This is a genomic window from Pseudonocardia sp. NPDC046786, assembly GCF_040645415.1.
In the GTDB taxonomy this organism is placed as follows: Bacteria; Actinomycetota; Actinomycetes; order Mycobacteriales; family Pseudonocardiaceae; genus Pseudonocardia; species Pseudonocardia kongjuensis.
Genome location: NZ_JBEYYF010000008.1, coordinates 174,313 through 198,361, shown reverse-complemented (window position 1 = coordinate 198,361; position 24,049 = coordinate 174,313). Strand labels below are relative to the sequence as shown.

General features: G+C 67.6%; 25 protein-coding genes and 1 pseudogene. 10 read left to right on the top strand and 16 right to left on the bottom strand.

Features of this window, described 5'->3' with window-relative positions:
* Positions 1-175 precede the first annotated feature (175 nt).
* From ABZ881_RS12980 to ABZ881_RS12955, 6 genes are read right to left on the bottom strand one after another with little or no spacing between them, the layout of a single operon-like run.
* The gene (locus ABZ881_RS12980; protein ID WP_358484286.1) at positions 176-2,410 is read right to left on the bottom strand and encodes an FtsK/SpoIIIE domain-containing protein; all 2,235 of its coding nucleotides are present in this window, start codon (positions 2,408-2,410) and stop codon (positions 176-178) included.
* A complete protein-coding gene (locus ABZ881_RS12975; protein ID WP_358484285.1) occupies positions 2,410-3,312 on the bottom strand; it encodes a hypothetical protein in 903 nt (300 codons plus the stop codon). The genes ABZ881_RS12980 and ABZ881_RS12975 overlap by 1 nt, the downstream gene beginning before the upstream one ends.
* Positions 3,309-3,632, bottom strand: a complete 324-nt coding sequence (locus ABZ881_RS12970; RefSeq protein WP_358484284.1) for a hypothetical protein — start codon at positions 3,630-3,632, stop codon at positions 3,309-3,311. The genes ABZ881_RS12975 and ABZ881_RS12970 overlap by 4 nt, the downstream gene beginning before the upstream one ends.
* On the bottom strand, positions 3,629-3,892 hold the full coding sequence (locus tag ABZ881_RS12965; RefSeq protein WP_358484281.1) for a hypothetical protein: 264 nt from the start codon (positions 3,890-3,892) through the stop codon (positions 3,629-3,631). The genes ABZ881_RS12970 and ABZ881_RS12965 overlap by 4 nt, the downstream gene beginning before the upstream one ends.
* Complete coding sequence (locus tag ABZ881_RS12960; protein WP_358484280.1) at positions 3,889-4,233, bottom strand: hypothetical protein; 345 nt, start codon at positions 4,231-4,233, stop codon at positions 3,889-3,891. The genes ABZ881_RS12965 and ABZ881_RS12960 overlap by 4 nt, the downstream gene beginning before the upstream one ends.
* Positions 4,230-4,502, bottom strand: coding sequence for a hypothetical protein (locus ABZ881_RS12955; RefSeq protein WP_358484278.1), 273 nt, complete (start codon positions 4,500-4,502; stop codon positions 4,230-4,232). The genes ABZ881_RS12960 and ABZ881_RS12955 overlap by 4 nt, the downstream gene beginning before the upstream one ends.
* 102 nt (positions 4,503-4,604) lie before the next feature.
* Between ABZ881_RS12955 and ABZ881_RS12950 the strand changes: the two genes are divergently transcribed.
* Both ABZ881_RS12950 and ABZ881_RS12945 read left to right on the top strand, forming a co-directional pair.
* Positions 4,605-5,009 (top strand): winged helix-turn-helix domain-containing protein, encoded by a 405-nt coding sequence (locus tag ABZ881_RS12950; protein WP_358484276.1) that lies wholly within the window; start codon positions 4,605-4,607, stop codon positions 5,007-5,009.
* Between the two features lie 159 nt (positions 5,010-5,168).
* Positions 5,169-6,629, top strand: a complete 1,461-nt coding sequence (locus ABZ881_RS12945) for a helix-turn-helix transcriptional regulator (RefSeq protein ID WP_358484274.1) — start codon at positions 5,169-5,171, stop codon at positions 6,627-6,629.
* An 87-nt stretch (positions 6,630-6,716) separates the two neighbouring features.
* On the opposite strand, the gene ABZ881_RS12940 is transcribed toward ABZ881_RS12945, so the two are convergent.
* The 3 genes from ABZ881_RS12940 to ABZ881_RS12930 all read right to left on the bottom strand — a co-directional run bounded on the left by ABZ881_RS12940 (position 6,717) and on the right by ABZ881_RS12930 (position 10,385).
* Positions 6,717-7,655: a DUF3800 domain-containing protein gene (locus ABZ881_RS12940; RefSeq protein WP_358484272.1), complete on the bottom strand. Its 939-nt coding sequence runs from the start codon at positions 7,653-7,655 to the stop codon at positions 6,717-6,719.
* Between the two features lie 11 nt (positions 7,656-7,666).
* Positions 7,667-9,553: a hypothetical protein gene (locus tag ABZ881_RS12935; protein WP_358484270.1), complete on the bottom strand. Its 1,887-nt coding sequence runs from the start codon at positions 9,551-9,553 to the stop codon at positions 7,667-7,669.
* 364 nt (positions 9,554-9,917) lie between these two features.
* Positions 9,918-10,385 carry a hypothetical protein gene (locus ABZ881_RS12930; RefSeq protein WP_358484269.1) on the bottom strand — a complete coding sequence of 156 codons (468 nt, stop codon included), beginning with the start codon at positions 10,383-10,385 and terminating at the stop codon, positions 9,918-9,920.
* A 300-nt stretch (positions 10,386-10,685) separates the two neighbouring features.
* On the opposite strand from ABZ881_RS12930, the gene ABZ881_RS12925 reads away from it, so the two are divergent.
* Positions 10,686-11,267: a GNAT family N-acetyltransferase gene (locus ABZ881_RS12925; protein ID WP_358484267.1), complete on the top strand. Its 582-nt coding sequence runs from the start codon at positions 10,686-10,688 to the stop codon at positions 11,265-11,267.
* A gap of 610 nt (positions 11,268-11,877) precedes the next feature.
* Here the strand turns inward: ABZ881_RS12925 and ABZ881_RS12920 are convergent.
* On the bottom strand, positions 11,878-12,258 hold the full coding sequence (locus ABZ881_RS12920; protein WP_358484265.1) for a MerR family transcriptional regulator: 381 nt from the start codon (positions 12,256-12,258) through the stop codon (positions 11,878-11,880).
* Between the two features lie 51 nt (positions 12,259-12,309).
* Here ABZ881_RS12920 and ABZ881_RS12915 point away from each other — a divergent pair, with 51 nt between their 5' ends.
* The 3 genes from ABZ881_RS12915 (at position 12,310) to ABZ881_RS12905 (ending at position 16,073) form a co-directional block, all read left to right on the top strand.
* Positions 12,310-12,954, top strand: coding sequence for an SDR family NAD(P)-dependent oxidoreductase (locus ABZ881_RS12915; RefSeq protein WP_358484264.1), 645 nt, complete (start codon positions 12,310-12,312; stop codon positions 12,952-12,954).
* Positions 12,955-13,674: 720 nt separating this feature from the next.
* Positions 13,675-14,832: an NAD(P)-binding protein gene (locus ABZ881_RS12910; protein WP_358484262.1), complete on the top strand. Its 1,158-nt coding sequence runs from the start codon at positions 13,675-13,677 to the stop codon at positions 14,830-14,832.
* Between the two features lie 2 nt (positions 14,833-14,834).
* Entirely contained in the window at positions 14,835-16,073 is a 1,239-nt protein-coding gene (locus tag ABZ881_RS12905; RefSeq protein ID WP_358484259.1) for a glycosyltransferase, read from the top strand.
* Positions 16,074-16,181: 108 nt separating this feature from the next.
* On the opposite strand, the gene ABZ881_RS12900 is transcribed toward ABZ881_RS12905, so the two are convergent.
* Positions 16,182-16,985 carry an NAD(P)H-binding protein gene (locus ABZ881_RS12900; RefSeq protein ID WP_358484257.1) on the bottom strand — a complete coding sequence of 268 codons (804 nt, stop codon included), beginning with the start codon at positions 16,983-16,985 and terminating at the stop codon, positions 16,182-16,184.
* A 214-nt stretch (positions 16,986-17,199) separates the two neighbouring features.
* On the bottom strand, positions 17,200-17,760 hold the full coding sequence (locus ABZ881_RS12895) for a helix-turn-helix domain-containing protein (RefSeq protein ID WP_358484255.1): 561 nt from the start codon (positions 17,758-17,760) through the stop codon (positions 17,200-17,202).
* Between the two features lie 135 nt (positions 17,761-17,895).
* Here ABZ881_RS12895 and ABZ881_RS12890 point away from each other — a divergent pair, with 135 nt between their 5' ends.
* Positions 17,896-19,095, top strand: coding sequence for an FAD-dependent monooxygenase (locus ABZ881_RS12890; RefSeq protein ID WP_358484254.1), 1,200 nt, complete (start codon positions 17,896-17,898; stop codon positions 19,093-19,095).
* Positions 19,096-19,120: 25 nt separating this feature from the next.
* Here ABZ881_RS12890 and ABZ881_RS12885 read toward each other — a convergent pair whose 3' ends face one another.
* The gene (locus ABZ881_RS12885; RefSeq protein ID WP_358484252.1) at positions 19,121-19,741 is read right to left on the bottom strand and encodes a TetR family transcriptional regulator; all 621 of its coding nucleotides are present in this window, start codon (positions 19,739-19,741) and stop codon (positions 19,121-19,123) included.
* A 70-nt stretch (positions 19,742-19,811) separates the two neighbouring features.
* On the opposite strand from ABZ881_RS12885, the gene ABZ881_RS12880 reads away from it, so the two are divergent.
* The gene (locus tag ABZ881_RS12880) at positions 19,812-20,819 is read left to right on the top strand and encodes an SDR family NAD(P)-dependent oxidoreductase (protein WP_358484251.1); all 1,008 of its coding nucleotides are present in this window, start codon (positions 19,812-19,814) and stop codon (positions 20,817-20,819) included.
* An 82-nt stretch (positions 20,820-20,901) separates the two neighbouring features.
* On the opposite strand, the pseudogene ABZ881_RS12875 reads toward ABZ881_RS12880, so the two are convergent.
* Together ABZ881_RS12875 and ABZ881_RS12870 are read right to left on the bottom strand one after the other, a co-directional pair.
* Positions 20,902-21,027: pseudogene (locus ABZ881_RS12875) on the bottom strand (IS3 family transposase); the annotation flags it as partial.
* A gap of 71 nt (positions 21,028-21,098) precedes the next feature.
* Positions 21,099-22,217 (bottom strand): DUF418 domain-containing protein, encoded by a 1,119-nt coding sequence (locus tag ABZ881_RS12870; RefSeq protein ID WP_358484249.1) that lies wholly within the window; start codon positions 22,215-22,217, stop codon positions 21,099-21,101.
* Between the two features lie 313 nt (positions 22,218-22,530).
* Between ABZ881_RS12870 and ABZ881_RS12865 the strand changes: the two genes are divergently transcribed.
* Positions 22,531-23,235 (top strand): MerR family transcriptional regulator, encoded by a 705-nt coding sequence (locus ABZ881_RS12865; RefSeq protein WP_358484247.1) that lies wholly within the window; start codon positions 22,531-22,533, stop codon positions 23,233-23,235.
* 102 nt (positions 23,236-23,337) lie between these two features.
* Entirely contained in the window at positions 23,338-23,499 is a 162-nt protein-coding gene (locus ABZ881_RS12860) for a hypothetical protein (protein WP_358484246.1), read from the top strand.
* A gap of 266 nt (positions 23,500-23,765) precedes the next feature.
* Here the strand turns inward: ABZ881_RS12860 and ABZ881_RS12855 are convergent, their stop codons facing one another.
* Positions 23,766-24,032 carry a DUF4177 domain-containing protein gene (locus ABZ881_RS12855; protein WP_358484245.1) on the bottom strand — a complete coding sequence of 89 codons (267 nt, stop codon included), beginning with the start codon at positions 24,030-24,032 and terminating at the stop codon, positions 23,766-23,768.
* Between the last annotated feature and the right edge of the window lie 17 nt (positions 24,033-24,049).

The following is a 24,049-nucleotide window of genomic DNA, read 5'->3' as shown; positions in this document are numbered from 1 at the left end:
GTCTAGCGCCGCAGCACCCACGTGGATGCTGTGTGGAGGAATTTCTGGTGTGTTCGCCCTGGTGGAGCTAGGTTGCTAGCGTGCTGATCAGATGTGGTGTGGCGCGCTAGCGGCGGGTGCTAGACCTAGCGGGGCTCACTGCTAGTCGCACCCGCCGCCGCGCTGTCTCGTTTGGCTACTCGGTGTCACCGTCGGTGCCGGTGCGGTGCCGCCGTTCTGCGGTCTCCCACGCGGTCGTGATGGCGTCGCGGTGGTAGCCGCGCCGGTTGCGTCCGTCGCCGGTCTGGGGATCGGTGCCCCACACCTGCTTGGGCTCGACCCCGTACGGGCGCAGGGCGGCGGCGAGCGTCGCCGGAGTGGTGCCGGTGTAGGTGGTCGGCCACTGCTCGACCAGCCGGGCGGCGATGACGTCGGACCACAGCCGGTCCTCGCCGGGGGCGAACACCGCGGCCACGTCACCGAGCGCGGACCGCGACGGCCCGCCGGTCTCCTCGACCGTCTCGCCGACGGCGTGGCCGGACAGGGTGCCGGCGGCCTCCCGCAGTGCGCGGGCGCGCGCGGCGATGGTCTCCGCGGCGGGTGCGTCGATGTAGGCCGAGCGCACGATCTGCGGCTCGTCGGCGGCGCCGACGAGGTAGCCGATGCCCTTGTCCTTCGCGGTGAACGTGGTCGCCCGGATGCCGTTCTTGTAGGCGCTGGTGCCGAGCACCATGTCGTTCTCGGTCTGGCCCATCACCCGCAGGCAGAACCGGGTGCCGACGTTGGCACTGACCCCGGTGGGCAGCGACTTCGCGTCCGGGCGCTGCGTGGCGAGGATGAGGATGATCCCCATCGCCGGGCCGCGCTTGATGATGCCGGTCGCGAGCCGGTCGGCCTCGTCCTTGAAGTCGGGGTGGGAGAACAGCTCCTGGCACTCGTCGACCGCCACAACGATCGGGAACAGGCCCAGGTCACGGCGCCCGGAGATCTGCGGGGTGACCTTGTTCTCCGGGCACAGCTCCCGCGGCAGCTCCCGGATGCGCTTGGCCCGGGTGTTGAGCTCGGCGTACAGCTCGCGCAGCGACTCCATCGCCAGTTCCAGCGTGGCGTCGTCGGCGCCGGAGGCGTACCGGTGCGCGCACCCCTCCATCGGCGACAGGTCCCCGGTGCCCTTCAACTCGAAGATCCGCAGCTGAGCTGTCGGGTCCAGAGCGCAGGCCAGCAGCAGCACCCGCAGCGCGAACGTCTTCCCTACCCGCGGCATCGCCCCGATCAGGACGTTCGAGAACATCAGCAGCAGCGACACCGACCGACCGCGCTGGTCGGCACCGAACGGCACCGGCTTGAACAGGTCCACCTCGCCGTGCGCGGCGAGCGGCCACGGGCGCGGCTTGGCCTGGCTCATGTCCTGGTCGCCGACCCACAGCACGAGACGGCCGGCGTGGGCGTCGTGCGCGGGCTCGGGCCACACACAGCCCAGCGGGCGACGCAGACCGGAGGCGAGCCGGTCCCGGCGCTCGACGATGTCGGTCACCGTCACCCCGAACGGCAGATCGACGTCCGCGCGCCAGCCCGGCCCATCAGGGGTGATCGGCGCGGGGAAGGTGATCCCGTTCGGCCCCTTCGCGAGCGCCTTGTTCATCTCGCCCAGACCGAGCGCGCCCAGGGCTCGCACGACCATCTCCGAGGTGAGTCGCGTCGGTCGATGGGTGACCACCGACCGCCCGGTGACCGGCTTGTCGGCCGGCGACCCGACCCAGCCGAGCACCAGCACCCCGGCGACCAACAGGACGGCAAGCAGCCACGGCGGGGCGAAGGTCCACAGCGCCACCAGAGCGCCGGCCCCGCCGAGCACCGCGGCGGCCAGCAGCCGGCGCCGGACCGTGATCCGCTCGGCGCGAGCGGCGGTCAGACGTAGGTACTGGTCCGGCTCACCGGAGCGGATGGCCTGCTCCCGCAAGGGTCGGGACTCGGCGTTGCCGGCCCACCGAGCGGCGCCGGCGACCGCGGTCACCGCGCCCCGCGGGGCGCGAGCGGTGAGCCGGGCGGCGTAGAGGGGGGTGCGGACGGTGTGGAACCCGGTGGAGTGCCACGCCCATCCGGCGGCCCAGCGGGCGGCGGCCGCGATGTCCTCCCGGCTGCGCAGCCACGGTTCCACGACCGGTCGGCGGGACACCTCACGGCGCCACGGCAGCGCCACGTCCGCCCCGGTGGGCGGGTCCACCGCCACGTGCTGGACATCGGTGTCGTCGACGATCTCGCCGTCGACCACCGTCGGGCGGGCCGAGCGCTCGACAGGGTCGGCCGAACGCGGGCGGAAGTTCAGCACCCGGGCGCCGGTCCCGTCGTCGTGAACGGTGCCGGGCGCGGGCTCGTGAACGGTCGCCGGGGTCTGCTGGTCGGTGTTCGGGGTGTGCGGGTGGTCGGTCATCACGCAGCCACCTCCCCGCCGGCCACCGGCCGGCTGTCGCGGGAACGAGCGGAGTCGATCGAGGCGGGCGCAGCACGCAGGGCGGCAGCGACCTTGACGCTGGTGCCGGCCGAGCAGCCCGTCACCTGCCGGCACCACGCCGGCGTGACGTCGACCTGCTCGCCGGCGTCCCGGGCGCTGTCGAGCGCTTCGGACGCGGCACGGACGTAGTCGGCCAGCAGCCGACGCGGCCGGGCCGCCGCCTTCCGTCGGCCACCGCCACGCGGTGCCCGGACCGGTGCCGCCGCGATTCGCGGAGCGGGCTCGGCAGCCGGCTCGTGAACGTCCGGCTCGACCGGGTCGTGAACCACCGGAGTCTGCTCGGCGGTCGGCGCCGGCCCGGCGGCCACCGCGCGGTGCACCGCCTCGGTGAGCCGGTCACGCAGGACCGGGCCGGTCTCGGCGGTCGCGAACACCACCAGCGGCGGCACCGAGTGCAGCACCACCCCGGCAGCGGAGAACGGTGCGTCGCCCAGGCCCCACGAGGTCCAGGTGTTCATGACGTAGGTGGCGGCGAAGGTCAGCCACTTCGTCCGCCGTGCCCAGGTCGGTAACGCGACCTGGTAGCGGGCGGTGACCTGCTCGGCGCGCAGCACCGCGAGCAGGACCAGCGACACCATCGGGTCGAGCAGCCACGCGACCCACCACGCGGCCGACCACGCCGGGGCACCGGCGGCGGCGAAGCTCTGGACGTTGACCATCGTGAACGCCAGACCGAGGACGATCCCGGCCCACAGCAGCCCGTCCACCTGCGCACGCACCCGCTCGACCCGCAGCGCGATCACGTCCGGGTCGGTGGTCAGGGCCCGCACCCGAGCCGCATCCGCGGCCTGCTCGGCGAGGCGCTCCACCGCGGCGCTCACCGGACACCCCGCGACGAGACGCGGACGACGTCGTCCGGTCCGGCGAGCATCCGCGCCACGGTCACCCCGGCGATCAACGCCGGGACGCCGAGCACGATGACCCACGCGACCGGGTCGGCCGAGAGCTTCACGACCGCCCACTGCACCCCGACCACCACCGCGGCGGTGGCCAGGATTCGGGCGGCGTTGTTGCCGGTGCGGCCGGCGTGGTGGATCGACTTCTGCACCTTGCGCCCGGCGCGTGCGCCGGCCGCCCACGACCACATCAGGACCAGCCCGGCCAGGAGGCCGAGCGCGACGGCGATCGTCTGCCCGTTCACCGCTGCTCACCCCCGGCCGGGGTGGCGGGCCGGGGCCCGTGCGGCTCTACCATCGCGGTCTCCTCACGTGCGTTCTGCTGGTGGGGGAGAGCCAGCCCGGCGGCTACATCCGCCAAGATCCCGTCGCCGGGCTGGTGCTCACTGCGGTTCCCGTTGCGGCGTGCCGGCTGCGGGCGCAGCTCGCCACGTTCGATCGCGGCGACGTAGGCATCGGCCGCGCGCTCGTCGGCTCGTCGAGATGTCGCGTCGGTCTGGATCACGTGCCGGTCGTCGACGTGGTCGCATCGCCGGCACGTCCGCCACTCCCACCCGCAGCCCTCCCACGAGGTCGGGTCCTGCCACGGCTCGCAGGTCGAGTGCTCCACAGCGAGCCGTCGCAGGCGCACGCCCGCCACACCGGGGCGGGGCCGAAGTCGTGACCGAGCAGCCGGCACAGCGCCGGGTCGGCACAGGCCGGGCACAGGAGCCGGCCGGACAGTCGGACCACCCATCCGGCGGCGCGGGCCGCCGCCAGTCCGTCGGTCGTCGTCCGCGCCTGGTCGGTGCCGGCCAGGGCCACCGCGCAGTCGTCGCAGCCGACGGTGATCTGCAGCGCGATCACGCTGCCTCACCTCCGTAGCTCGGTGCGGGCGCGGTGACCTGCGCTGCGCGAGCCATCCGGGTCATGGCCCGGCGGGTGCTGCGTCGGCGCCGGCGCTCGGCCAGCTCCACCAACGCCCCGTCCACCGGCGCCGGCCGCGGGATCGAGGCCGGGCCCCACTCCTCGGCGATGACGCGGTCCCAGAACTCGTGCAGCGCATCGCGCTGCTCGTCGGCCAGGGGCACGGTGCAGTCGTCCAGCCCGGCGGTGTCGTGTCGGTCTGTGTGCATGACGCTCCGATCCGTCTTAATACGGTTGCTGTGGTTGAGACGGTAAAGCTCGACCGTCGCAACGTCAACCGCCGTCTTGAGACGGCGAGTAGCCTCGCCGGCATGGCTGCGCCCGACCCCGAGCCCGACGACGCCGAGCCGCGCTACGCGAGCCACCGCGTCGCCGAGCTGCTCGCCCGTGACATCGACGCCGGCACCTACGGGCCGGGGGAGCGGCTGCCCTCCTATCGGCAGATCGCGACCGACCACGACATCGCCGTGAACACCGCACAGGCGGCTGTCCGGCTCCTCGTCGCGTCCGGCCGGGCCGTCGTGCGCCCCAGCAGCGGCGCGTTCGTTGCCGACGAGCCGGCCGGCGCGACCCGGACCACCGCGGCGGACCGGCTCGAACTCGCCGCGCTGCGGGACCAGGTCCGCCGAGCGAAGGCCACGCTCAACGACGTCGAACGAGCCATCGGCGAGATGCTCGACCGGGCGCCGGCGTCTGGTTCGGACTCGGGTTCGTAGTGCTCGTCTCGGTGCCATGAACCGAGAATCGAGTCTCCGGACACATGAGTCCAAGGACCCTCTGACCTACCCCGTGACCTGCTAGGACTACCAGGCATAAGCACTGGTCGGAGCCCGCGTCCGCGGGGCCGGCGCCCGAGAGGAAGGCGGAGATTTCTCGTGCCAGACGAGCCGTGGCTGTCGTCCCCCGCGTCATCGGAGCTGGAACTGAACACCGACCTGCTCGGCGAGGTCTTGCGCGAGTACCGCCGCGCCAACAAGATCAATCAGGCCGACCTGGCCCAACTGCTGCACCTGGATCAGTCCTACGTTTCCAAGATCGAGACGGGCAAGCGCCGGGTCACCGACATCGAGATGCTGTTGCGCATCGCCCAGCAGCTCAACATCTCACCGGCCCGACTCGGACTGTCGGACGAGCTGCTGCGGCCCGTGGCCGAGCCGTCGGACTCGCGGTTGGTCGGCGACGTCGACCCGGTCGCTGTGAGCCAGGAGAAGTGGCGCCGCACGCGCCGTGCGCTCAACCGGTCCCGCCGGGAGCTGGCCCAGCGGGCAGCGGACCTCTACCAACCCGACGTCCGGGTCGGGGACCTGACGTTCCTGGCGCTGCCGCAGTGGACTCCGGAGCGGCCGATCCCGCTCGACGACATCCGCCTGGAGTGGAGCGACAACCCGCCCCCGGTCAGCATCACCGGCAGTGAGCCGGAAGCAGCGGCCACGTTGCCTCTGAGGGCACCGGGGAAATCGTTCCCGCGCTACACCTCGGCCGTGCGCTACCTCGACCCGCCGAAGCTGTTCGAGAACCGCACCAGCTACCGGCTGCTCGACGTCGACCTACGCGACGACCCGCGGATGACGTTCGGGCTCGCGGCCTACTTCGACAAGCTGGACCTCGCCGAAGCCATCGCGCACGAGATGGCGATCGCAGCTGAGCGGACAGGGAAGAGGTTCGACTGGGGCGAGCTGCCGTTGCGGGCGCTCATCGGGGACCCGTTCGACATGGAACGGCGGTACATCATCCCCGCTATCGAAACACTCACGCTGCGCCGAAACCGGAAGACCGGCGAGGCGACGTTCCTACTGCACTGGCGCGACCCGGCCAAGGTTGCCACCTCGGCCGGGATCTACGGCCTTATCCCGGCGGGGGAGTTTCAGCCGTCGACTGTCGCCTCACACGATCGCGAGAACGATTTCAGTCTGTGGCGCAGCATGGTTCGCGAATACAGCGAGGAGATCCTTGGCGACCCCGAGCGCGACGGCAGCTCCGGCGAGCCGCTGGTCTACGACGACTGGCAGCTCTACAGGGACATGGAGCGAGCGCGGCAGGACGGGCGGGTGACGCCGTATTGCCTCGGGATCGGGCTCGACACTCTCACCTTGACTGCCACCATCCTGACCGTCGCGGTGTTCGATGACGACGCATTCGATGAGCTGTTCGGCGACGCTGTATCAGTCAATGCGGAAGGCTCGCTCGTTAGTGCCTCGGATGTTATAAACGTGACAGACGGACTTCGGTTTGATGACAGTAATGTTCAGCGGCTACTGCATGAGGAACCAATCGCATCACCTGGGGCGTGCATATTAGAGCGAGCTAGTAAGTTCAGTGACGAGCTTCTGAGTTGAGCCCAATATTCAAGAGCCAATCAGAGTGCGGATCAGCCAATTGGAGGCGAGCGATCTCGGACCTTGGCTTAGCTAGTCATCTCTCCGTTAGATGACATCTCCGCCTAGGCCGTCGTCTTCTGCCCAGGGTTGGCCTTGTCGAGGTAGCGACCACCCCGATAGGGCGCTCGCTTTGGACCAGGTCGCTTCTCCAAGGGCCCAGTGGTATAGGTTCATGTAGTCTGGAAACAGAACAAGTCCCGCGCCATTAATGTCGCCGAGGGCCTGTCGATGCGCGAGTGCTCGCAACTGATCTTTTAATGCAATTCCGGAACCTCTGCCGGCGACAGCGGCTGTTGTAGCAGCGACTACCAGATCTGCGAGCTGCAGATGTGGCAGATGCTTGCTGTCTGATGTAAGGACCGGCATTACGACAGCACCGGGCTTGACGTACTCAGTGCCGCCGCCAGTGATAATGAGTGTGTTTGCTAAGAAGTGGGCCTCCTCGGCGGATCCACCGCCTGGCTTGTCTGCGATCATAATTCCGAGGCTTTCGTCCTTCTCGAGAAAGATCGTATACCGTTCGAAGAGCCACTTCAATAGCTCTTGACCTACTCCAACAATGTCGCGGCTCTGGTAGCGGCAGCCATGATCAATTATGCATACGATACTTTTCACCTCGCAGTCGGCGGCCAGTTCGAGCATGCTCCGCCTAAGGGCGGTAACCACCTCGCCGCCAGCATTCGCAAGGAAGCTGCATTTCGGCGGGTTCCATTTGATTTCCTCGTTCGTGGGCATGCCGATGCTTGCGCGCAGCTCGTCAAGGCGTCGGTGAAAAGCATCGACAGTGTGCTCCGGGAATATGACGGCGCCAAGTGAGACGAGTGGTCCTAGACCGTCACGGGGAGGGTCATTCTGTCCACTGTCATCGATAAAGGCGATTCGCAATCTAGACTCCGTAGACTCTATTGGATTTCTGCAGTTAGTGTCGCGTGGTGCGAGGGTGCGGTGCTCTCGGGCGATTAGACACGCTGGCGGCTGGGTCACGTATCGCCTTGCTAAATGGCTCCGACAACAAACAGTTGGTCGCAACTATTCCGAATAGTCCGGTCGGTACTACTTAAGAGATTATCTAGAAGCGCTAGGCTCATTGCGTCGGGCGTGGAGTATCCGTTCGCCGTCGCTTCCCGAGCCTCGTTGTAGCGACTCTTTAAGAGGTGCGGCTGAACTAGGTAGACGTAAGTTCGATCTGAGGCTGTTCGCATCCGGTACTGATCCAGGAACTCACTCCGGTCATCCACTCTTTTACCGTCGGTGAAGCAAGCCGGCATGCGAATTCGACCAGGATAGAGGGCGGCTAAGAGAGATCCATCGCGGAGAGTTGCAACATTTTTCTCGGCCTGACTGACTAGCTGTTCGAACCGGGTGACCGATATCCGACGGTTGAGTGAGCTGCGTCCTGCGGCCTTGGCGTGGATAGCTGATAGTGTCCCGTCGTTCGATATGTGCAAGAAGTCTGCTACCTCGCCTGACCCGTCGTCGCAGATGAGCCAGCCGTCGCTGAAGTAGTCGACAATCCAGGAGAATATTGATCGGTCGTTCCCTCGGGCTATTCTGCGGTGGATTTCGTTGTCTCCGCTGGCCTTCGGTTTCTCGCGGAGGATATCGAAGCCACTGAAGTCTTCGAACTGAACTCCTTGGAAGGGCGGGGGGTTGAGGTTCTGGGTAAATATCTGGCCGGATGTATACATGTGGCCAGATTCGTAATAGATGCTGACTGCGTCACTCTCGTCAATGATGTCCCGCGCGCGACACACCGGTTCAGAGGCTCCGGTGATCTTTCCTAGTCCTACGGATAGTGTGAACTTGTTTTTTCCTGTAGTGGGGTTCAACACGACGTGCCCTTGTAATGCCCCATCTCGACAGATCTCTAGAGACGCTTTGGCTGAGGCAGGGTTGCCGTGTACTTCGCCGATAGACTCTCGGAGAAACTCTGCGTGAGTTTCTAGAAGGTCGCGATCGTCTGCATTGTGGCTGGCAATCTCTTCGCTTGAGATGACTCGAAGATCGAATGCACCGAGAACCCCTGATAAAGTGGAAGTCCTCCGGGCATAGCCAGGCAGTGCCGGGTCGGGGGGATTTTCGCCGCTGAGCGATTTCTCCACCATGCTTAACGCTTCATCAGTTGATGCCGCAAACGAGCCGAAGTCGGGTAAAGAGCGTGAGCTAATATGCGATCGTTCCGGCGATATCGTTAGCGACCCTGCCAATGTTGCATCGGAACGAGCGGGTGTGTAGTCCAGTCTCATTGCAGTAAGTGCAAAGCTGAAATCTTCAGTTGCGTCGAATACGTCTTGTAATCGACCCCCTGATATTGACTTACTGTCGGGCTTTGTCGTGCGACGTCGGTGGACGCCCTGTGCCCATAGCATCTTCCCATCGCCCTTGAATGTTCCTTCTAATATTTCCGGCAGCAGTGGCCGGTAGGGAGAACTAAGCGTACTTGCCCAATTCACGATTTTCGTTGCATCCATAATGTCGCTTCGAATAGCGACAAGTCGACCGCGCCGTAACGTTAGAGTGAGCTCGTGGTGAGTGTCGAGCAGGTCGTTGCCGGTTTTGAGCCAAGATGGGGTCGCCTGTCTGCGTCGCGCGATTGCGTGCAAGCCGTCGAATCCTAGGTCGGCGAGGATCTCGGTCGAGCCGTCCTCGAATCGATCCCCCGGACCGCCAATCAATGTCTCAGCAATCACTGTGGAGCTAATCGATTGGCCCAGGTGTTTTGCTGAAGACTGACTAAACTTCACAAGTTCGTGGAAGGCGCGATCGGCGTCGTCAGTAACGCATTCAAGTATGGTTACCGAAAAGTACAGACGGAGACTTCCGAGCTGCACCTCTGGGGGGCCGGTGTTGGTATGAGTGGTCGAAGCGCCAGCTTCGGTCACGATGCCCTCCTGTAGGTGCGCCGGCAGGGGCCGTGTGGCATATACGGACCGTCGCGTGGCAGCCGCGATCTGTTACTGGTCCAAATGGGCGTCTTGTTGTTCATCCGTGCTCGCCCTAGTGGGCTAAACGATCGTGACTCCGTCAACCCGGTGGCGACCTGGAAGAGGTGCTGGACGCTCGGTCACCGAGCTTCGCTTGGCCAGGACGGCGGGCGAGTGGCCGCGGAGCGCTACGGCTACCTGCGGGCGTTGGCGCCTGTCTGCTGACGCAGGTTGAGCGGGTGAATGCCAGATTGGTAGGCCGTTCCGAACTGGCTACGAGGGTTCAATTCCCGCCGCCGACTCTGATAGATGGCGCTGGGCGTCAACTCGCGTTCCCGGCGGCAGCATCGGCTTGACACTGTGCGGTGGTCATCCCGGTCTGCTCTCTGCATGCCTGCAGGGCGTTCTCCTGGGCAATCTCGCCGGCGCCGGGGCCACCGACGTAGTAGTCGTACTGCGCCTCTCCGGACGTGGCGTACTCGCGCTGGGTCTGCTCCTTCGCAGCGTTCAGCCCCGGGCAGTCCTTGTTGACGATGATCCCGTCGACGACGCGGGCATCCGCAGCGGGCTCGCAGGTGTACCGGCGTTCGGCGGCGGCAGCAGCGGCCTCGGCCTCGGCCGCCACGACGGCGTCGACTGCGGAACGGGCGGCTGCGATCGAGTCCGCCGCGAACGTCGAGACCGGCAACTGCAGGGCAGGCGAGCCGGCGCCCGTCGGAGCGGCCGCGACCACGGGGACGGGCGGTGGTGTTGTGACGGCCTGCGATGCGTAGACCGTGCCTCCACTCATGCCGGCGACGGCGACGACGGCGGCACTGAGTAGGACTCGGACGGTGCTACGCATAGGTGCCCCCGGAACGTCAGGTCAGGTGGTTATCGCCTGGTCTGTCGCGGTTCGAGTGGGGGTGTTAGCTGCTGCTGCGTGGGCTCGTCAAAAGTGTTGAGTCGCTGCTCGGAGTGGCGCAACCGTGTGCGGCGCTTCGTGACCGGTGCCGTCAGCTCAGAGATGGCGAATGCCCTGACGACGGCGGTGCTACTCGCTCGTTGCGTGCCCATGGAGGGTCTCGCGGCGGTCGTTACGCTCGACGGTGTGAGCTCCCGACAGATCCGCAGGGCGGCGGCACGCGATATCGAGGACGTCGTGCGGCTCCGTGCCGAGATGTTCCGGGCGATGGAGGTCTCGCAGCACGATGCCACCGACTGGCAGGCCGCGGCGGCGGAGTGGCTCACGCGCCGGCTGGACGACCCACGGTTCTGCGTCATGGTCGTCGAGGTGGGCGGCGCGGTCGTCGCGACCGCGATGGGCATCCTCCGGGAAGCGCCCCCGTCGCCGCACTCGCCAGGCGGCGACGTGCTGGTCTGCAATGTGTGCACCGATCCTGAGGTCCGAGGGCAGGGGCATGGCCGCGCAGCCTTCGACGCTGTGTTGGCCTGGAGTCGCACCGTCGGTGCCGGCCGCGCGGAGCTGCTCGCTACCGAGGACGGGCGTCGGATGTATGAAAAGGCCGGTTTCCGTGTCTCCCGCTCACCGGTGATGCGCGTGCACCTGCAGGACGAGGGCCTTGCGGGCCCGACGTTGCCGGGCGGGGCAGCGACATCCGCCGATCAGGTGCCGGGCGGTCCGCATCGTCACGAGGCGCCGAGCAGAGGGCTGCCGAAGCTGGGCGATTAACAGGCGATTAGCTGCGGTGAACCACGGTTACTCGGGGGCACTATGACCGGTCTGATGGCGCCGGTTGATCGGGTTGCAGCCAGTTTGGCACGGCCTTCCAAACTGGCTACGGGTTCGATTCCCGTCGCCCGCTCAGGTAGGTCTACCAGGGAAAACGGCGCCCACTGCCGATCATGGGAGGGGTGCTGTCGTCGTTGTCGTGCAGCTATGCTAGTAGAAGATCACGCGGTAGTCGTCACACACCACGCCAGCGGCCTTGACCTGCGCCGTCGCCAGGAGGCCACGGCGACCACGCACAGCAACGGCCCGCATAGCAGGAGGGGCAGGTACGCCGGGACCGTGGTCGCGCCGCTCAGCAGCTCGCCGGATCCATGGTTCAACACCGGGAACGGATTCATGAGTCGCTATCTCCATCTCTTGTGAACCCCCCTCTCGGATTCCGTTCGACATGGTTCGACCGTGCCGGCCTGCCAGGCAAAGCAGCCATGTGGCGTTCCTCCAGACCTCCCGCGGCCGACGACTCCCTCCGAGGGGGAGTTGGGTGGCATCGACGAGTGAGAAGGTTGGGGCCCGGGTCGCCCTACCTCGGTCCTCCCGCGTCGACCTCTGCTCAGGTTTCAGCCGCCCCTCCCGCACCACCCCCGCGGACAGTGCCGAGGCTCGATTCGATGCGCGCCAGCGTGCCTCGAAGGATACGGATGTTCTCCAGGATGTCTTCGCGTTGCCGACCGAGCCGGGACGCGAGGTCAGGGCATGCCTCGATGGTCGACTGGACGTCATCGGACACGCAATGCGCCACGTGCAGGATGGTCGACGTCGGCATCCCCGTATCCATCAACCAGCGAATGCCCCGAACCCGATCGACGTCGGAAGAAGTGTACTCGCGATACCCGTTATAGCCACGGCGCGGATGCAGCAGACCCCGTTCCTCATAGTACCGGAGGAGCCGCACAGTCACCCCGGTGAGCTCCGCAACAGTACCTATTCTCATGGGGCGAGTGTACTTGAGTCTCACATGGTGTGAGGCTCTAGCATTTCCGTCATGCCTGGATCAGTGATCATTGTCGGCGCGGGGCCCGGCCTCGGCTCGGCACTCGCACGTCGCTTCGCCGACCGCGACCGTCCGATTGCCTTGCTCGCACGTCAGCGACGTCATCTGGAGGCCGTAGCCGCAACGGTCTCGTCACGGGCGGAGGTCGGGACCATCGAGGCCGACTGCCGCGACGAGGCGTCCCTCCGCGGAGGGCTCGACGTCGCTGTCGACAGATTCGGGCCACCGGAAGTCGTGGTGTATAACGCCGCGGTCGTCCGCGCCGACCACCTGCACGGTGTCACGTTGCACGACTTGCGGGAGACCTGGGGGGTGAACGTCGGCGGGGCCGTGATCACGGCGGCGCACCTGTTGCCGATCATGGCGGATGTCGGCGGTGGGAGCTATCTGATCAGTAGTGGAATGCCGGAGCCGAAGCCGGAGTATCTGACTTTGTCGCTCGGCAAGTTCGGCATCAGGACCCTGGTGAGGATACTCGATTCGCAGTTCGCGTCGCGAGGCGTCCACGTTGCGAGCGTCACCATCGGCGGGATCATCGCCTCCGGAACAAGATTCGACCCCGACGCGGTCGCGGAACGCTACTGGTCCCTCCATGGCCAGTCTCCCGGATCATGGGACACCGAAATCGTCGTCTAGTCTGAACTCTTCATGGCAGGCTGGGCGGCAGGTGACCCCCGAAAGAAGAAAGTGCCTCTCGACCAGTAGGCTTATTCGAGGCTTTTCACGACAGCGGGTAGGGGCTGAGTCCAGCGACCGCCGAGATCGTCTCGTCGAATTTCTCGAAAGGGGCGTCGGTAGTCGGTATGGAGGATGCGTCAGATCTTGATGTTCGCGATGACGCGTTCGATAACGGCTCGTGTGGATTTGATGTCGTCGTTGAAGGTTTCTGCCAGTCCAGGAGTTCGCGACTCTTGGTGTTTTGAACGGCGTGAGCATGCCGCGGCAGACGCACCCTTTATCGCCGATCCATCGATGGTCACGCATCTGTGCGAGCCCCCGGGCACTGCGAGCGCGTTTGAGAAGTGTCGGCGTGTCTGCGTCGCGCGGGCCGGGTCCTGGTCCTGGTCCTGGTCCATCGTGGATGGGTGGTTCGGCGTAGGCGGCGGTAGCTTCACCCACCCGTGGTCACGCCGCGCCGCACCCGCCCCGACCTGCCCGTCCAGCAGGTTGGCAAGGACTCACTGTCAGATCGCGCACCGCACCCGAACTCGAGTGGCGCACATCACCGTCCGGTCCTGTCACGGTCCACCCCCGCGCTCTCGTCTCGTTCATGAGGGAGCGCCGTCGCCGATACGCGGCTCTCGTCGTCAGGTCTGGTGACAAGGAGGCAGGATGAGTCAGTCGAGAGGTCGTGGAATGAGTCGAGAGGTCACAGTCGTTGGCGCCGGTCTCGGTGGGCTGGTCGCCGCCGCCACGCTCGCGGAAGCCGGTGTCCCGGTCCGGCTGCTGGAGGCCAAGCCCGATCCCGGCGGCCGAGGGACGTCACTCGACGCCGATCACCGGGCGAACTGGGGACCGCACGTCCTCTACGCGAACGGGACACTCTGGAAGTGGCTCGACGCCCGCGGTTTGGGGGAACCGGCCGCTCGAGCAGCCCGTGCAGCTGTCCGGTTCCGCTACCGCGGCGCGTTGCACCGCATGCCGCCCGTGCAGGCCGCAGCCGCGGCCATGGTGGCACGGTCTCGGCGGGCCCCCGATGACGTCTCGTTCCGGGACTGGGTCCGCTCGATGACCGGAGAGGCATCCGCCGAGGCGTTGTGCAGCTGGCCTGGACCGTTGACCTTCCACCACGATCCCGGTGAGCTCGCCGCGTCCTTCGTGCAGGGACGGCTGCATCAGGTCACCCGGATGCCACCGGTGCCGCGCTACATCCGCGGCGGCTGGCGATCCATGATCGACCGACTGGTCGGGTACTGCGTGGGCCTGGGTGTGCGGATCGAGTACGACAGCCTGGTGCGGGCACTGCCGGAGGCCCCCACGGTTCTCGCCATGAAGCTCGAGTCGGCCGCGCGCCTCCTCGGTGATGACACCCTGACCTGGACGGGTTCGCAGTGCGTCGCCATCGATCTCGGCATCCGGGCACGCCGTGGAGACGTCTACGTCTGCTTCGATCTCGACGAAGCCGGATGGGCCGCGGCCTACAGCTACGCGGACCCGTCACTCGCCCCGACAGGCCAGCACCTGGTTCAGGCTCAGATCGGTATCAGACCCGGAGAGAGCGTCGACGACGCGGCGGGCCGACTCGAAGCTCTGCTCGACCAGGCGTATCCGGACTGGCGGTCCCGCACGACATGGCGCAGGCGGCTGCGGCTCGTGGACCAGACCGGAGCAATCGATCTCCCGGGGACGTCCTGGCGAGACCGGCCTGCGACGCAGCGGGGCCCAGGCGTCCATGTCGTCAGCGACAAGAGTCGGGCCCCCGGCTTGCTCGGCGAGGTCGCCTTCCACGCCGCGCTCGAGGTGGCGCACGATCTCGTCGAGCAGGTCGGAGCCGGCACGGCGAGGAGGCGATAGACGTGCGGGTGGTCATCGTTGCGATCGGATCGACCGGTGATGTGCTGCCGTACACCGGGCTGGCTGCCCGGTTGCAGGCGGATGGACATGAGGTGTCGATCGCGACGCACGTGCCGTTCGAACAGATGGTGCGGGCCCACGGGGTCGGCTACCACCCACTGCCGATGGATATGGAACGGGAGCTCGCCTCACGAACGGGTCAGCGTTCGCTGCGGTTCGCAGCCGCAGGCTCCGCGGCGATGATCGAGTTGCACCGGCGGCATTGGCGGGACATGGGTGCAGCGATCACCCGAGCGGCATCCGGGGCGGAGATGCTGCTGGTGTCGGCGTTGGGCTGGCAGGGCATCCATGTCGCCGAGGCGTCGAGGATCCCGAGCATGGGCGTCTATCTGCAGCCGCTCGACCCTACGGGGGAGTTCGCGCCGTGGGCGTTGACCCGGCGATCGCTCGGGCGGTGGGGCAATCGTGCTGCGGCCCACGGTCTGCGGGTGCTGGGCCAGGTCCCGTTCCGGTCGGCGACGGCTCAACTACGGCACGATCTCGGGTTGGCGCCGCTAGGGATCCGGGAGTACTTCGCGAAGCTCGATCGGCAGCGTTGGCCCGTGATGTACGGGTACAGCCCAGCCGTGCTGGAAGCACCGCAGGACTGGCCCGTGTGGCGCCGCGTGGTCGGGTACTGGTGGCCTGCGGTGGAGCCGGGATGGACGCCACCCGCAGAGCTGACGGATTTCCTCGCAGCGGGTACACCACCAGTGGTGGTGACGCTCGGCAGCATGGCCCCGGCGGGCGTCGCGGACAGACTGGCGGGCCTGCGCGATGTGTTGCAGGGGCACCGGGCGGTGGTGCAGGCGGGGTGGGCCGGGCTGGACGTGTCGAGGGACGAGCAGATCCTCTCGGTCGGATCGGTGCCCCACCACTGGTTGTTCGAACGAGCCGACGTCGTCGTGCACCACGCCGGGGCCGGGACGACGGCCGCGGGGCTGCGGGCGGGTCTGCCAGCCGTGCCGTTGCCGTTGGCCGCCGACCAACCACTGTGGGCGGACCGACTGGTGGACCTCGGGGTCGCCCCCGCGGCGATCGGGCTACGTCGCGTGACGGCGGGGGCACTCGGCACAGTCCTGGGCGGGGTGTGGGCGGAGCCGGGCCTCGGCGAGCGCGCCCGCGGACTCGCCAGGAGACTGGCGGCCGAGGACGGTGCAGGCGCGGTCGCCGACGCGATCCGCACCGGCCGCTACTGGTGATCCGCTTCCGCCGGTGGCGCTCCGAGGCGAGAGCTTCCGAGGAGGCGGTGACGCCGCTGCCTCACGGAGATCCGGTTCGGCACAGTCAGGCTCGCGAGTGGGCCTGCATCAGCCGACCGCGCAACGCCCGTATCTCGACTTCAGGTAGTCCTGCCACGTGCGGGTGCCCCGCGGCTCGGCCTGCGTCGCCAGCAGCCCGTTCCTGATCGCCCTGCCCAGCTTGCCCGGGACGTGAATGGGTAGGTGCGGGCGGCGAGTCCCCGTCGCCTCGAGCCACTGCTCGACGGCGGTGCGCAGGTCGAGCACCTCAGGCCCGCCGAACTCGACGATCTCATCGCACGGCCCCTCTCGAAGCATGCCGAGGATCCGTCCGGCGGCGTCTGCGGTGTCGACGGGTTGCGCGACGAACCCGCGGTCGCTGGTCACCAGCCCGGTGCGGGCGAGCGCGGTGAGTCCCTGGTCGATGAACTCGTGAAACTGACCGAGGCGCAGGATGCTCGAGGGCACAGCGCTGTTGCGGACGATCTTCTCGGCCTCCCATTTGGTGCGGATGTAGCCCCAGGGAACCTTGTCGCACCCGATGATCGAGGTATAGATGACGTGCTCGACGCCTGCGTTCGCCGCAGCGGCGAGCAGTCGCCCGGTTCCGCCGATCTCCACCTCTCTGGTGTAGCCGCGCCGGTACGGCGCAGACGCGAGATGAACGATCGCCGAGACGCCGGAGGTCGCTTGGTGAAGGCCTGTGCCGGTAGCGATGTCGCCTGCGACCCAGTCGATCGTCCCCGTCGGTTCGCGCGCCCCACGGCTGAGCGCGCGGACGGAGAACCCTTCGGTGACGAGGTGCGTGGTGACCGCGCGTCCGAGCCGCCCGGTTGCACCGGTGACGAGGACCGGGGCAGGCGAGTCGCTCATGCGGACAGTCCTTCGATGTTCGGGTTCCGTGCCATGCGGCTACAGTACAGTGACTATATGAATGCAGTGACTGCCTTTATGTCGAGCGGCCGATGAGGTTCGTGGGCGGGCTCGCGCCCTGGGCTGTGACGAAGCCGGTGTGGGGCTGCTGTGGTGCGAGCACTCCGGTCCGGCGCTGCGCGCACGGATGGAGTGATGCGTCACGCCGATCAGTTCATCGCGAATCGAGGGCCGCGACGGCGGCGGCGACCGCGGCCTCGCGTGTCGCGGGTTCCTCTGCGTCGGGAAGCATCAGCGCCCGGGTGAGACCGCCGAAGGCCACGGTCGTCCGCACCCTCCTCTCGGGGGACGGGTCGTCCTCGTCGTCCAGAAGTGCTCCGACGCGGGACAGCCATCGGGCGCTCACCTCCGCGAGATCCAGGTCGACGGCGGCGGCCGGATCGCGCAGCATCGCCGTGAGGGTCGCGCGATGCGGTACGAGGGCTTCGGCATACGCGGAGAGGATCTCCCGCGGTGACCGCCGACCATCGAGCCTGCTCAGCAGGGCGTCCACGTCGTCGATGAACGGTTGGAACACGCTGCGTGCGAGGTCCTTCTTCGCGGGGAAGTGGTAGTAGAGGGCAGCCTTGGTGATGCCCAGCTCGTCGGCGATGTTCCGGAGGCTGGTGGCGGCGAAGCCCCGGGTGGCGAACAGCCTCAATGCCGTCGCCTCGATGCGCTGTCGCGTGTCCGTCGTACGGCCGTCACGACGGGGGGAAGGGTCGTCCTCCGCCACCGCTCGCTCCCTGTGCAGTCGCATGCCGCTCAGAACGAGCGGCTGACTCGGCATGCTAACCGCTCGACGAGCAGGTGATCCGGCGGAACCTCATCGTGGGTTGATACCTAGCCGTCCGACAAGTAATCTTTCTGCATGACTCGGACCGTTCTCATCTCGGGCGCGGGTATCGCCGGCTCCGTGCTGGCGTACTGGCTGTCCCGTGCCGGGTTCGCGCCCACCGTGGTCGAGAGGGCTCCGGATCTGCGACGGAGCGGGGGGCATGCCGTCGATCTCGCCGGAGTCGCGGTCGAGGTGGTCGAGCGGATGGGCCTGCTGTCTGCGGTGCAGGACGCCCGGGTGCGAAGGGACAGCGTGGTGTTCCAGCGGCGGCGGGGGAGGCCCCTTCGGATGCCGCGTCTGAGCGCCTCGGTCTCGGACCGGCACGTGGAGATTCAGCGGGACGACCTGGTCTCCATCCTCTACGACGCTGCGGCACCGAACGCGGAGTACGTGTTCGGTGACGCTGTCGCGGCTGTCGGCGACGCCGAGGAGGGGGTCTCGGTCGAGTTCGAGAAGTCCCCACCGAGAACGTTCGACCTGGTCATCGGCGCCGACGGCCTGCACTCCCGCATCCGGCGTCTGACCTTCGGGGCCGAAGATCGGTTCCGCAACGATCTCGGCGCGTATCTGTCCGTGTACAGCTATCCGAACTCGCTCGGGCTGGATCGGGAGGTGCTCAGCCATGTCTGTGCCGACAGGGCAGCATTCACGTATGCCGTGGACGGTGGGCGCCGAGCGCGAGCACTTCTGCTCTTCCGAGAAGGTCGCACTCCCGGCGTCGAACTGAGCCGCGCTCAGCAACTGGATATGCTGCGTGGCGCCTTCGGTGGCATCGAGCATCTGATTCCACCCCCGCTCAGCGGCGCTGAGACCGCCGACGACTTCTACTTCGACTCCATCAGCCAGATCCGGATGGAGACGTGGTCCCGTGGGCGCGTCACCCTCGTCGGTGACGCCGCCTACTCCCCCGGGCCCGCCGTCGGTGGAGGCACGGCCCTCGCCGTCCTCGGCGCCCATGTGCTCGCCGGTGAGCTAGCGCGTGCCGGTGATGATCACCGGGCGGCGTATGAGCGGACGGAACGTGTCATGTCGGCTCCGGTCGCGCAGAGCCGCAAGGTCGGGCCCAGCGCGCTCGCCCAGCTCGTGCCCCGAAACCGCGTCGCGGCATGGTGCACTCCGCACCTGATGAAGCTCCTCACGCGCCTTCCCAGGTCCGTGACGCTCGCGCTCTTCTCCCTGCAGGGGAGCGACAAGCAGACCCTGGAGGACTTCTCCTCCGAGACGGTCGGCTGAGCCCGGGGCCTCGCGTCTCCGGCGATCATGGCGTCCGTGGCGGACCGCTCTGCGTCGCGATCTGTAGGGCGAGTCGGATCGCGTCGCGTACTCGGTCCTCGTCTCCGCCGTCGTCGAGAACGGCGACAACGACGGAACCCACGGCGAACGTCGCGCCACCGATGACGGAGCCGACCAAGGCTCGTGCCTCGAGGCCGTCCAGATCCGGGTACGCCCGACGAAGCGCCTCGGTCAACTCCTCCTGACCGGCGAGTAGGCGCTGCATGAGGCGGGCGCGCACCTGTTCCGAGCCGAAGATGAGGCGTGCACGTGCGCCCAGCCAGGAGAGTGCGTCGCCCGAAGGCGCCGAGGCGATCATCGCTGCGGCCGCGTGAGCGAGTGTCGTCCGTGGCGGGTCTGCGGGATCCCGGGCCTCGATGGCGGCGATCCCGGCGTCGGTGTTGAGGCGGGCGTCACCGAGCAGCACATCCTCCTTCGCATCGAAATGGAGGAAGAAGGTGCGGGGCGAGACGTCAGCGGCCTCGGCGATCTCCGCTGCCGTCACCTCGTCGAACCCCCGCTCCGCGACCAGTCGGTTCGCAGCCCTGATCAGCGCCTCTCGAGTCTGTCGCTTCTTGCGTTCCCTACGTCCCAGCTCACCCGTCATTCCGACAGAGTACCCTGGATGAATAAAAGCAGTCACTGTACAGTTATAGTCACTGCACCTAGGGGGAACGATGGGAAGTCTTGATGGGCGTATCGCCCTGGTAACGGGCGCGGGACGCGGGATCGGCCGCGCCGAGGCGCTCTACCTCGCGCGCGAGGGTGCGAGAGTCGTGGTGAACGATCCTGGCGTCGCCCCGGACGGGAGTGGGGGCGATGCGAGCATCGCAGCCTCCGTCGCCGCCGAGATCCGTGAGCAAGGGGGAGAAGCGGTCGCCAGCACTCACAGCGTCGCGGAGTGGCGCGGCGCTGAAGCTCTGGTCGGCACCGCCGTCGAACGCTGGGGCGATCTCCACATCGTCGTCAACAACGCCGCTGTCAGCCGACCGGGCTCCTTGGTCAGAGCGACGGAGGACGAGTTCGACGCGGTCGTGGCCGTGAAACTCAAAGGCGCGTTCAACGTGAGCCGCTGGGCGGCCGACTACTGGCGAGGATGCCACGAGGAAGGCGATCACCAGGATCGTTCACTCGTGAACACCACGTCGACGGCAGGGCTCGACTCGCCGTTGCCGCTCAACACGAGCTACGCCGCCGCGAATGCCGGCGTTGCGGCCATGACGATCGTGCACGCTCTCGAACTGCGCCGATACGGTGTTCGGGTCAACGCGATCTCGCCCGGAGCGCGCACCCGCCTGTCGCTCGACCTGCCCGCGGGCGTGCCCTCGCTGACGCAGACGACCCCCGCTCCGGGTGCGTTCGACCCGTGGGATCCGATCCACCAGGCGGTGGTCGTCGCCTATCTCGGCCGTTCCGACACTCCTCTGACGGGGCAGGTGCTCACCGTTCGTGGCAGCAGCGTGATCCCGACGAACACGTGGTCACTCGGGACACCGGTGACGAAGGAAGACGGGGGATGGACCGTCGATGAGCTCGCGGACGCCCTCGGTGAGGCCTCCTTCACGGACCCCTTCGATCGGCTGACGTTCCTGCGGCGTGTCTATGGCGTCTCCACGCACGAGGAGATCCAGGGGCTGCTCGACTCGATCCTCGATGCGGACTTCGCCGGGGTCGGCAGGGCGTAGACATCGTGTCGTGGTTCTTGTCCGGGAACCCCGTGTTGCTGCCCTTGGTGGTCGCACAGGGTCTGTGGGTGCGCCGGCTTGATTCGAGTAGCTGGCCGACATGCCGGCGGGCGGCCAGCTTGGACTCGCCATGATCACGCAACCGGTCCTGGTAGAGGCGGACCGCGCGGGCACGGGTCTCCTCGTCGAACTTCCGAGGTGCAGGCACAGCTCCAATCTCCTTGCTAGATCAGGAGCCTCCACCACCCAGGACGATTCACCGCGAGCCTCCGGGCGAGGTCAGCCGGTGCGCGCCGGTCGTCTGCCATAGGTCAACCGACGGAGCACCACCTCGGCAGGACCGCGTCGACCCGCCCGTTCGAGGACCGCGGAGGCGGCGATCCCGAGCAACCAGGTTGCGACGCCGAGCAGTGACGCCTGCCAGACCGTCAGGTCGGCGCCCAGACCGAGCGACCAGGCGGGTAGCAGGGCGCAGAAGACCACGGACTGGCCCAGGTAGTTCGACAACGACCGACGGCCGGTGGCGAGCAGCGCCCGCGGAGCTGTGCGCGTCGAGATCAGGCCGAACAGCGCCCCGAATCCGACGCCACCCGCGAGCCCGCCGACCTGGTGCAGCACCCCGGCGACCAGGGCGGGCACGGTCGTCGGCTGCCACCATCCGGTGGCCGCGAGTGCGAGCGGCAGCCCGGTCACCGCCGCGACGGCGATCCCGGTGACGGCGGTCCGGCGCAGGAACGGACGGCACCGGCCGGGTTCGTCGAGAATGCCGCGGCGGGCCGCGAGCGCACCGAGCGCGACCATTCCGACCGTGGTGAGCGCTGCGACGACGGTGCTGCCCAGCCACTCGGGCAGGTGCAGCAGCATTGCCAAGGCCGGGTCGGTCACCGTCATGCTGGGCCAGGCGGGGCCGGAGGGCAGGCCCGAGCTGACTCCGACGGCGCCGGTCACCAACAGCCCGGCGAGCGCGATCATCCGAAGGGCGCCATCCGAGCCGCGTACCAGGACCCCGGCGGAGAGGACCAGAAGTACACCGTAGGCGCCGACAATGTCGGCGGAGAACAGCAGCACGCCGTGCAGCGCACCGATCGCCATCATCCAGGCCCCGCGACGGCGCAGGATCCCCACAGCACGGCCGGGTTCACGTCGTCGTGCGGACTGGACAGCGCCGTAGCCGACGAGCATCGCGAACAGCGGGTACGCCCGCCCGTCGACGAACATCAGCTGGAACAGGGCGACGATCTGATCGGCCAGGCCCAGGTCCGCCGGGTAGCCGCGCAGCCCGGCGGAGCCGTAGAGGTAGAGATGGACGTTCGCGAGCGCGATCATCAGCAGCATCGCGCCGCGGGCGAGGTCGGGCGCGACGGCCCGGGTGGTCGGTGTACCGGCGACCGTGCTCATACCGGCTCGCTCGCACGGTGCACCGGTGCGCCTGCTCCGGTCGGTTTCCTGGGCATCTCGTTCTCCTCGTGGGGCCGTCGCCACGGTGGCGTCCGCCGGGTGCTCCCCGTAGACGTACGGGGGAGGTGCGCGGTGACCGTGGCTGGTGGTCAACCGCGGTCGAAGTGAAAGGTGTGCCGTCGGGGCAGGGTCAAGGCGACGGTGACTCGGTCGTCGGAGCCTTGCCTGTGTCCCGACGGCATGGTTTGTAGTGGCGTGGTGCGCACCCGTGGCAGCGCGTGGGGCCAGAGCACGAGAACGGGGGGACGAGGTGGTGTGGAGCACCCGTGAGCTCGCCGAGCTCGCCGGCACGACAGTGAAGGCGGTGCGCCATTACCACAAGGCCGGGGTGCTCGACGAGCCCGAACGCGAGCCGAACGGCTACAAGCAGTACCGGACGTCCCACCTCCTCCGGCTTCTGCAGGTCACGCGCCTGCGCGCGCTCGGGGTCCCGCTCAAGGAGATCCGCGCCGCGGCACATCCGCAGGAAGCGCTGCGCGCGGTGCACGACGAGCTGGACGCGACGATCGAGCGGTTGCAACGGATGCGCGCCGAGCTGGCGGTGATCCTGGAGCACCGGGTGCCGCTGGACACTCCGTCGGCGTTCGGCGCGGTGTCCGGTGATCTGGGGCCGCGCGATCGGGCTCTGCTCACCGTGTTCTCGCGGGTGTGGGAGGACGCGTCACTCGCCGACCTGGTTGTGCTTGCGGCGGAACGCCGGGATTACGAGGCGGAGTTCGAGGTGCTCCCGCAGGATGCGGACGAGGCGACGATCGAGGCGTTGGCGCTGCGGGTGGCGGTGGCCATCCGTGACGATCACGCGAGGTTCCCGTGGTTGCGAGACCCGGGTTCCGAGTCGCCCCAGGGCAAGTACACCGCCGACGCGGTAGTCGCCCAGGCGTTCGTCGAGAACTATCACGCGGCCCAGATCAGAGTTCTGGCTCGGGCGAGCGAACTCGTGCAGGCCGACACCGAATAGATTGCGTGTCGCGCCGGTCACGGTGCTCGGACCGATACTGCGGCGGCCTGAGACGCCCTCCATGAATCGCGCGATAGCGCTGCTCCACCGCTCACCGGTGCCGTGGCCGAGGCCCAGCTGCTGATCGACGGCTTCGCCTCACGGGTGGCAGGTAGCGGATTCGATGCGGTCGCGGAGACACCCATGCTCGTCAGCCAGGTCGAGATGCTGCTCGACGGTGCCGCGCCCGCACCCGCACCCGACGTGCGGACGCGTTCCCGTTGAGCAGGTGCTCCCCGGCGATCTGACAGTGGTGGCGGCCACGGTGTGGTGTGTCGAGGTGCACCGCGCACGGAGGTCGAGAGACCAGCTACGCGACGACGACCCACGCACATCACTGCTGCTGGTGGTCATCTACGGAGGCGACAACGACGCTGATCGTGACGTACCCGCACCCCGCCTGCCCGCACTCGCTCGTCTCGCGCCGAATCGGTCGGTCTGCCCTGCAGACCTTGGCTATCCGATCGTCGCCGGCGGCGATCGGCCTGTTCTCAGCCGTTCCGCTCCCGCTTGACGATGATCCCGATCTCGATCGACTGCCCGGCGCCGACGCTGGGCACGATGGTGCCCACGGCCTCCCAGCCCTGGGCCCCGAGTTCGTTGAGCTCCTGCTCGATCTTGGCGTAGTCGAACCCCTTCCAGCCCCAGGTGAACTTCAGGACCTTGTGCTCGAACACGGCTTCCTCCTCGAGGTACAGGTCGATGAAGGCCGGGTGGATCCCGGCGTAGGTCCAGTGAAGACCGTGCCGTCGCGGCATGGTCAAGTCGTTCGGCG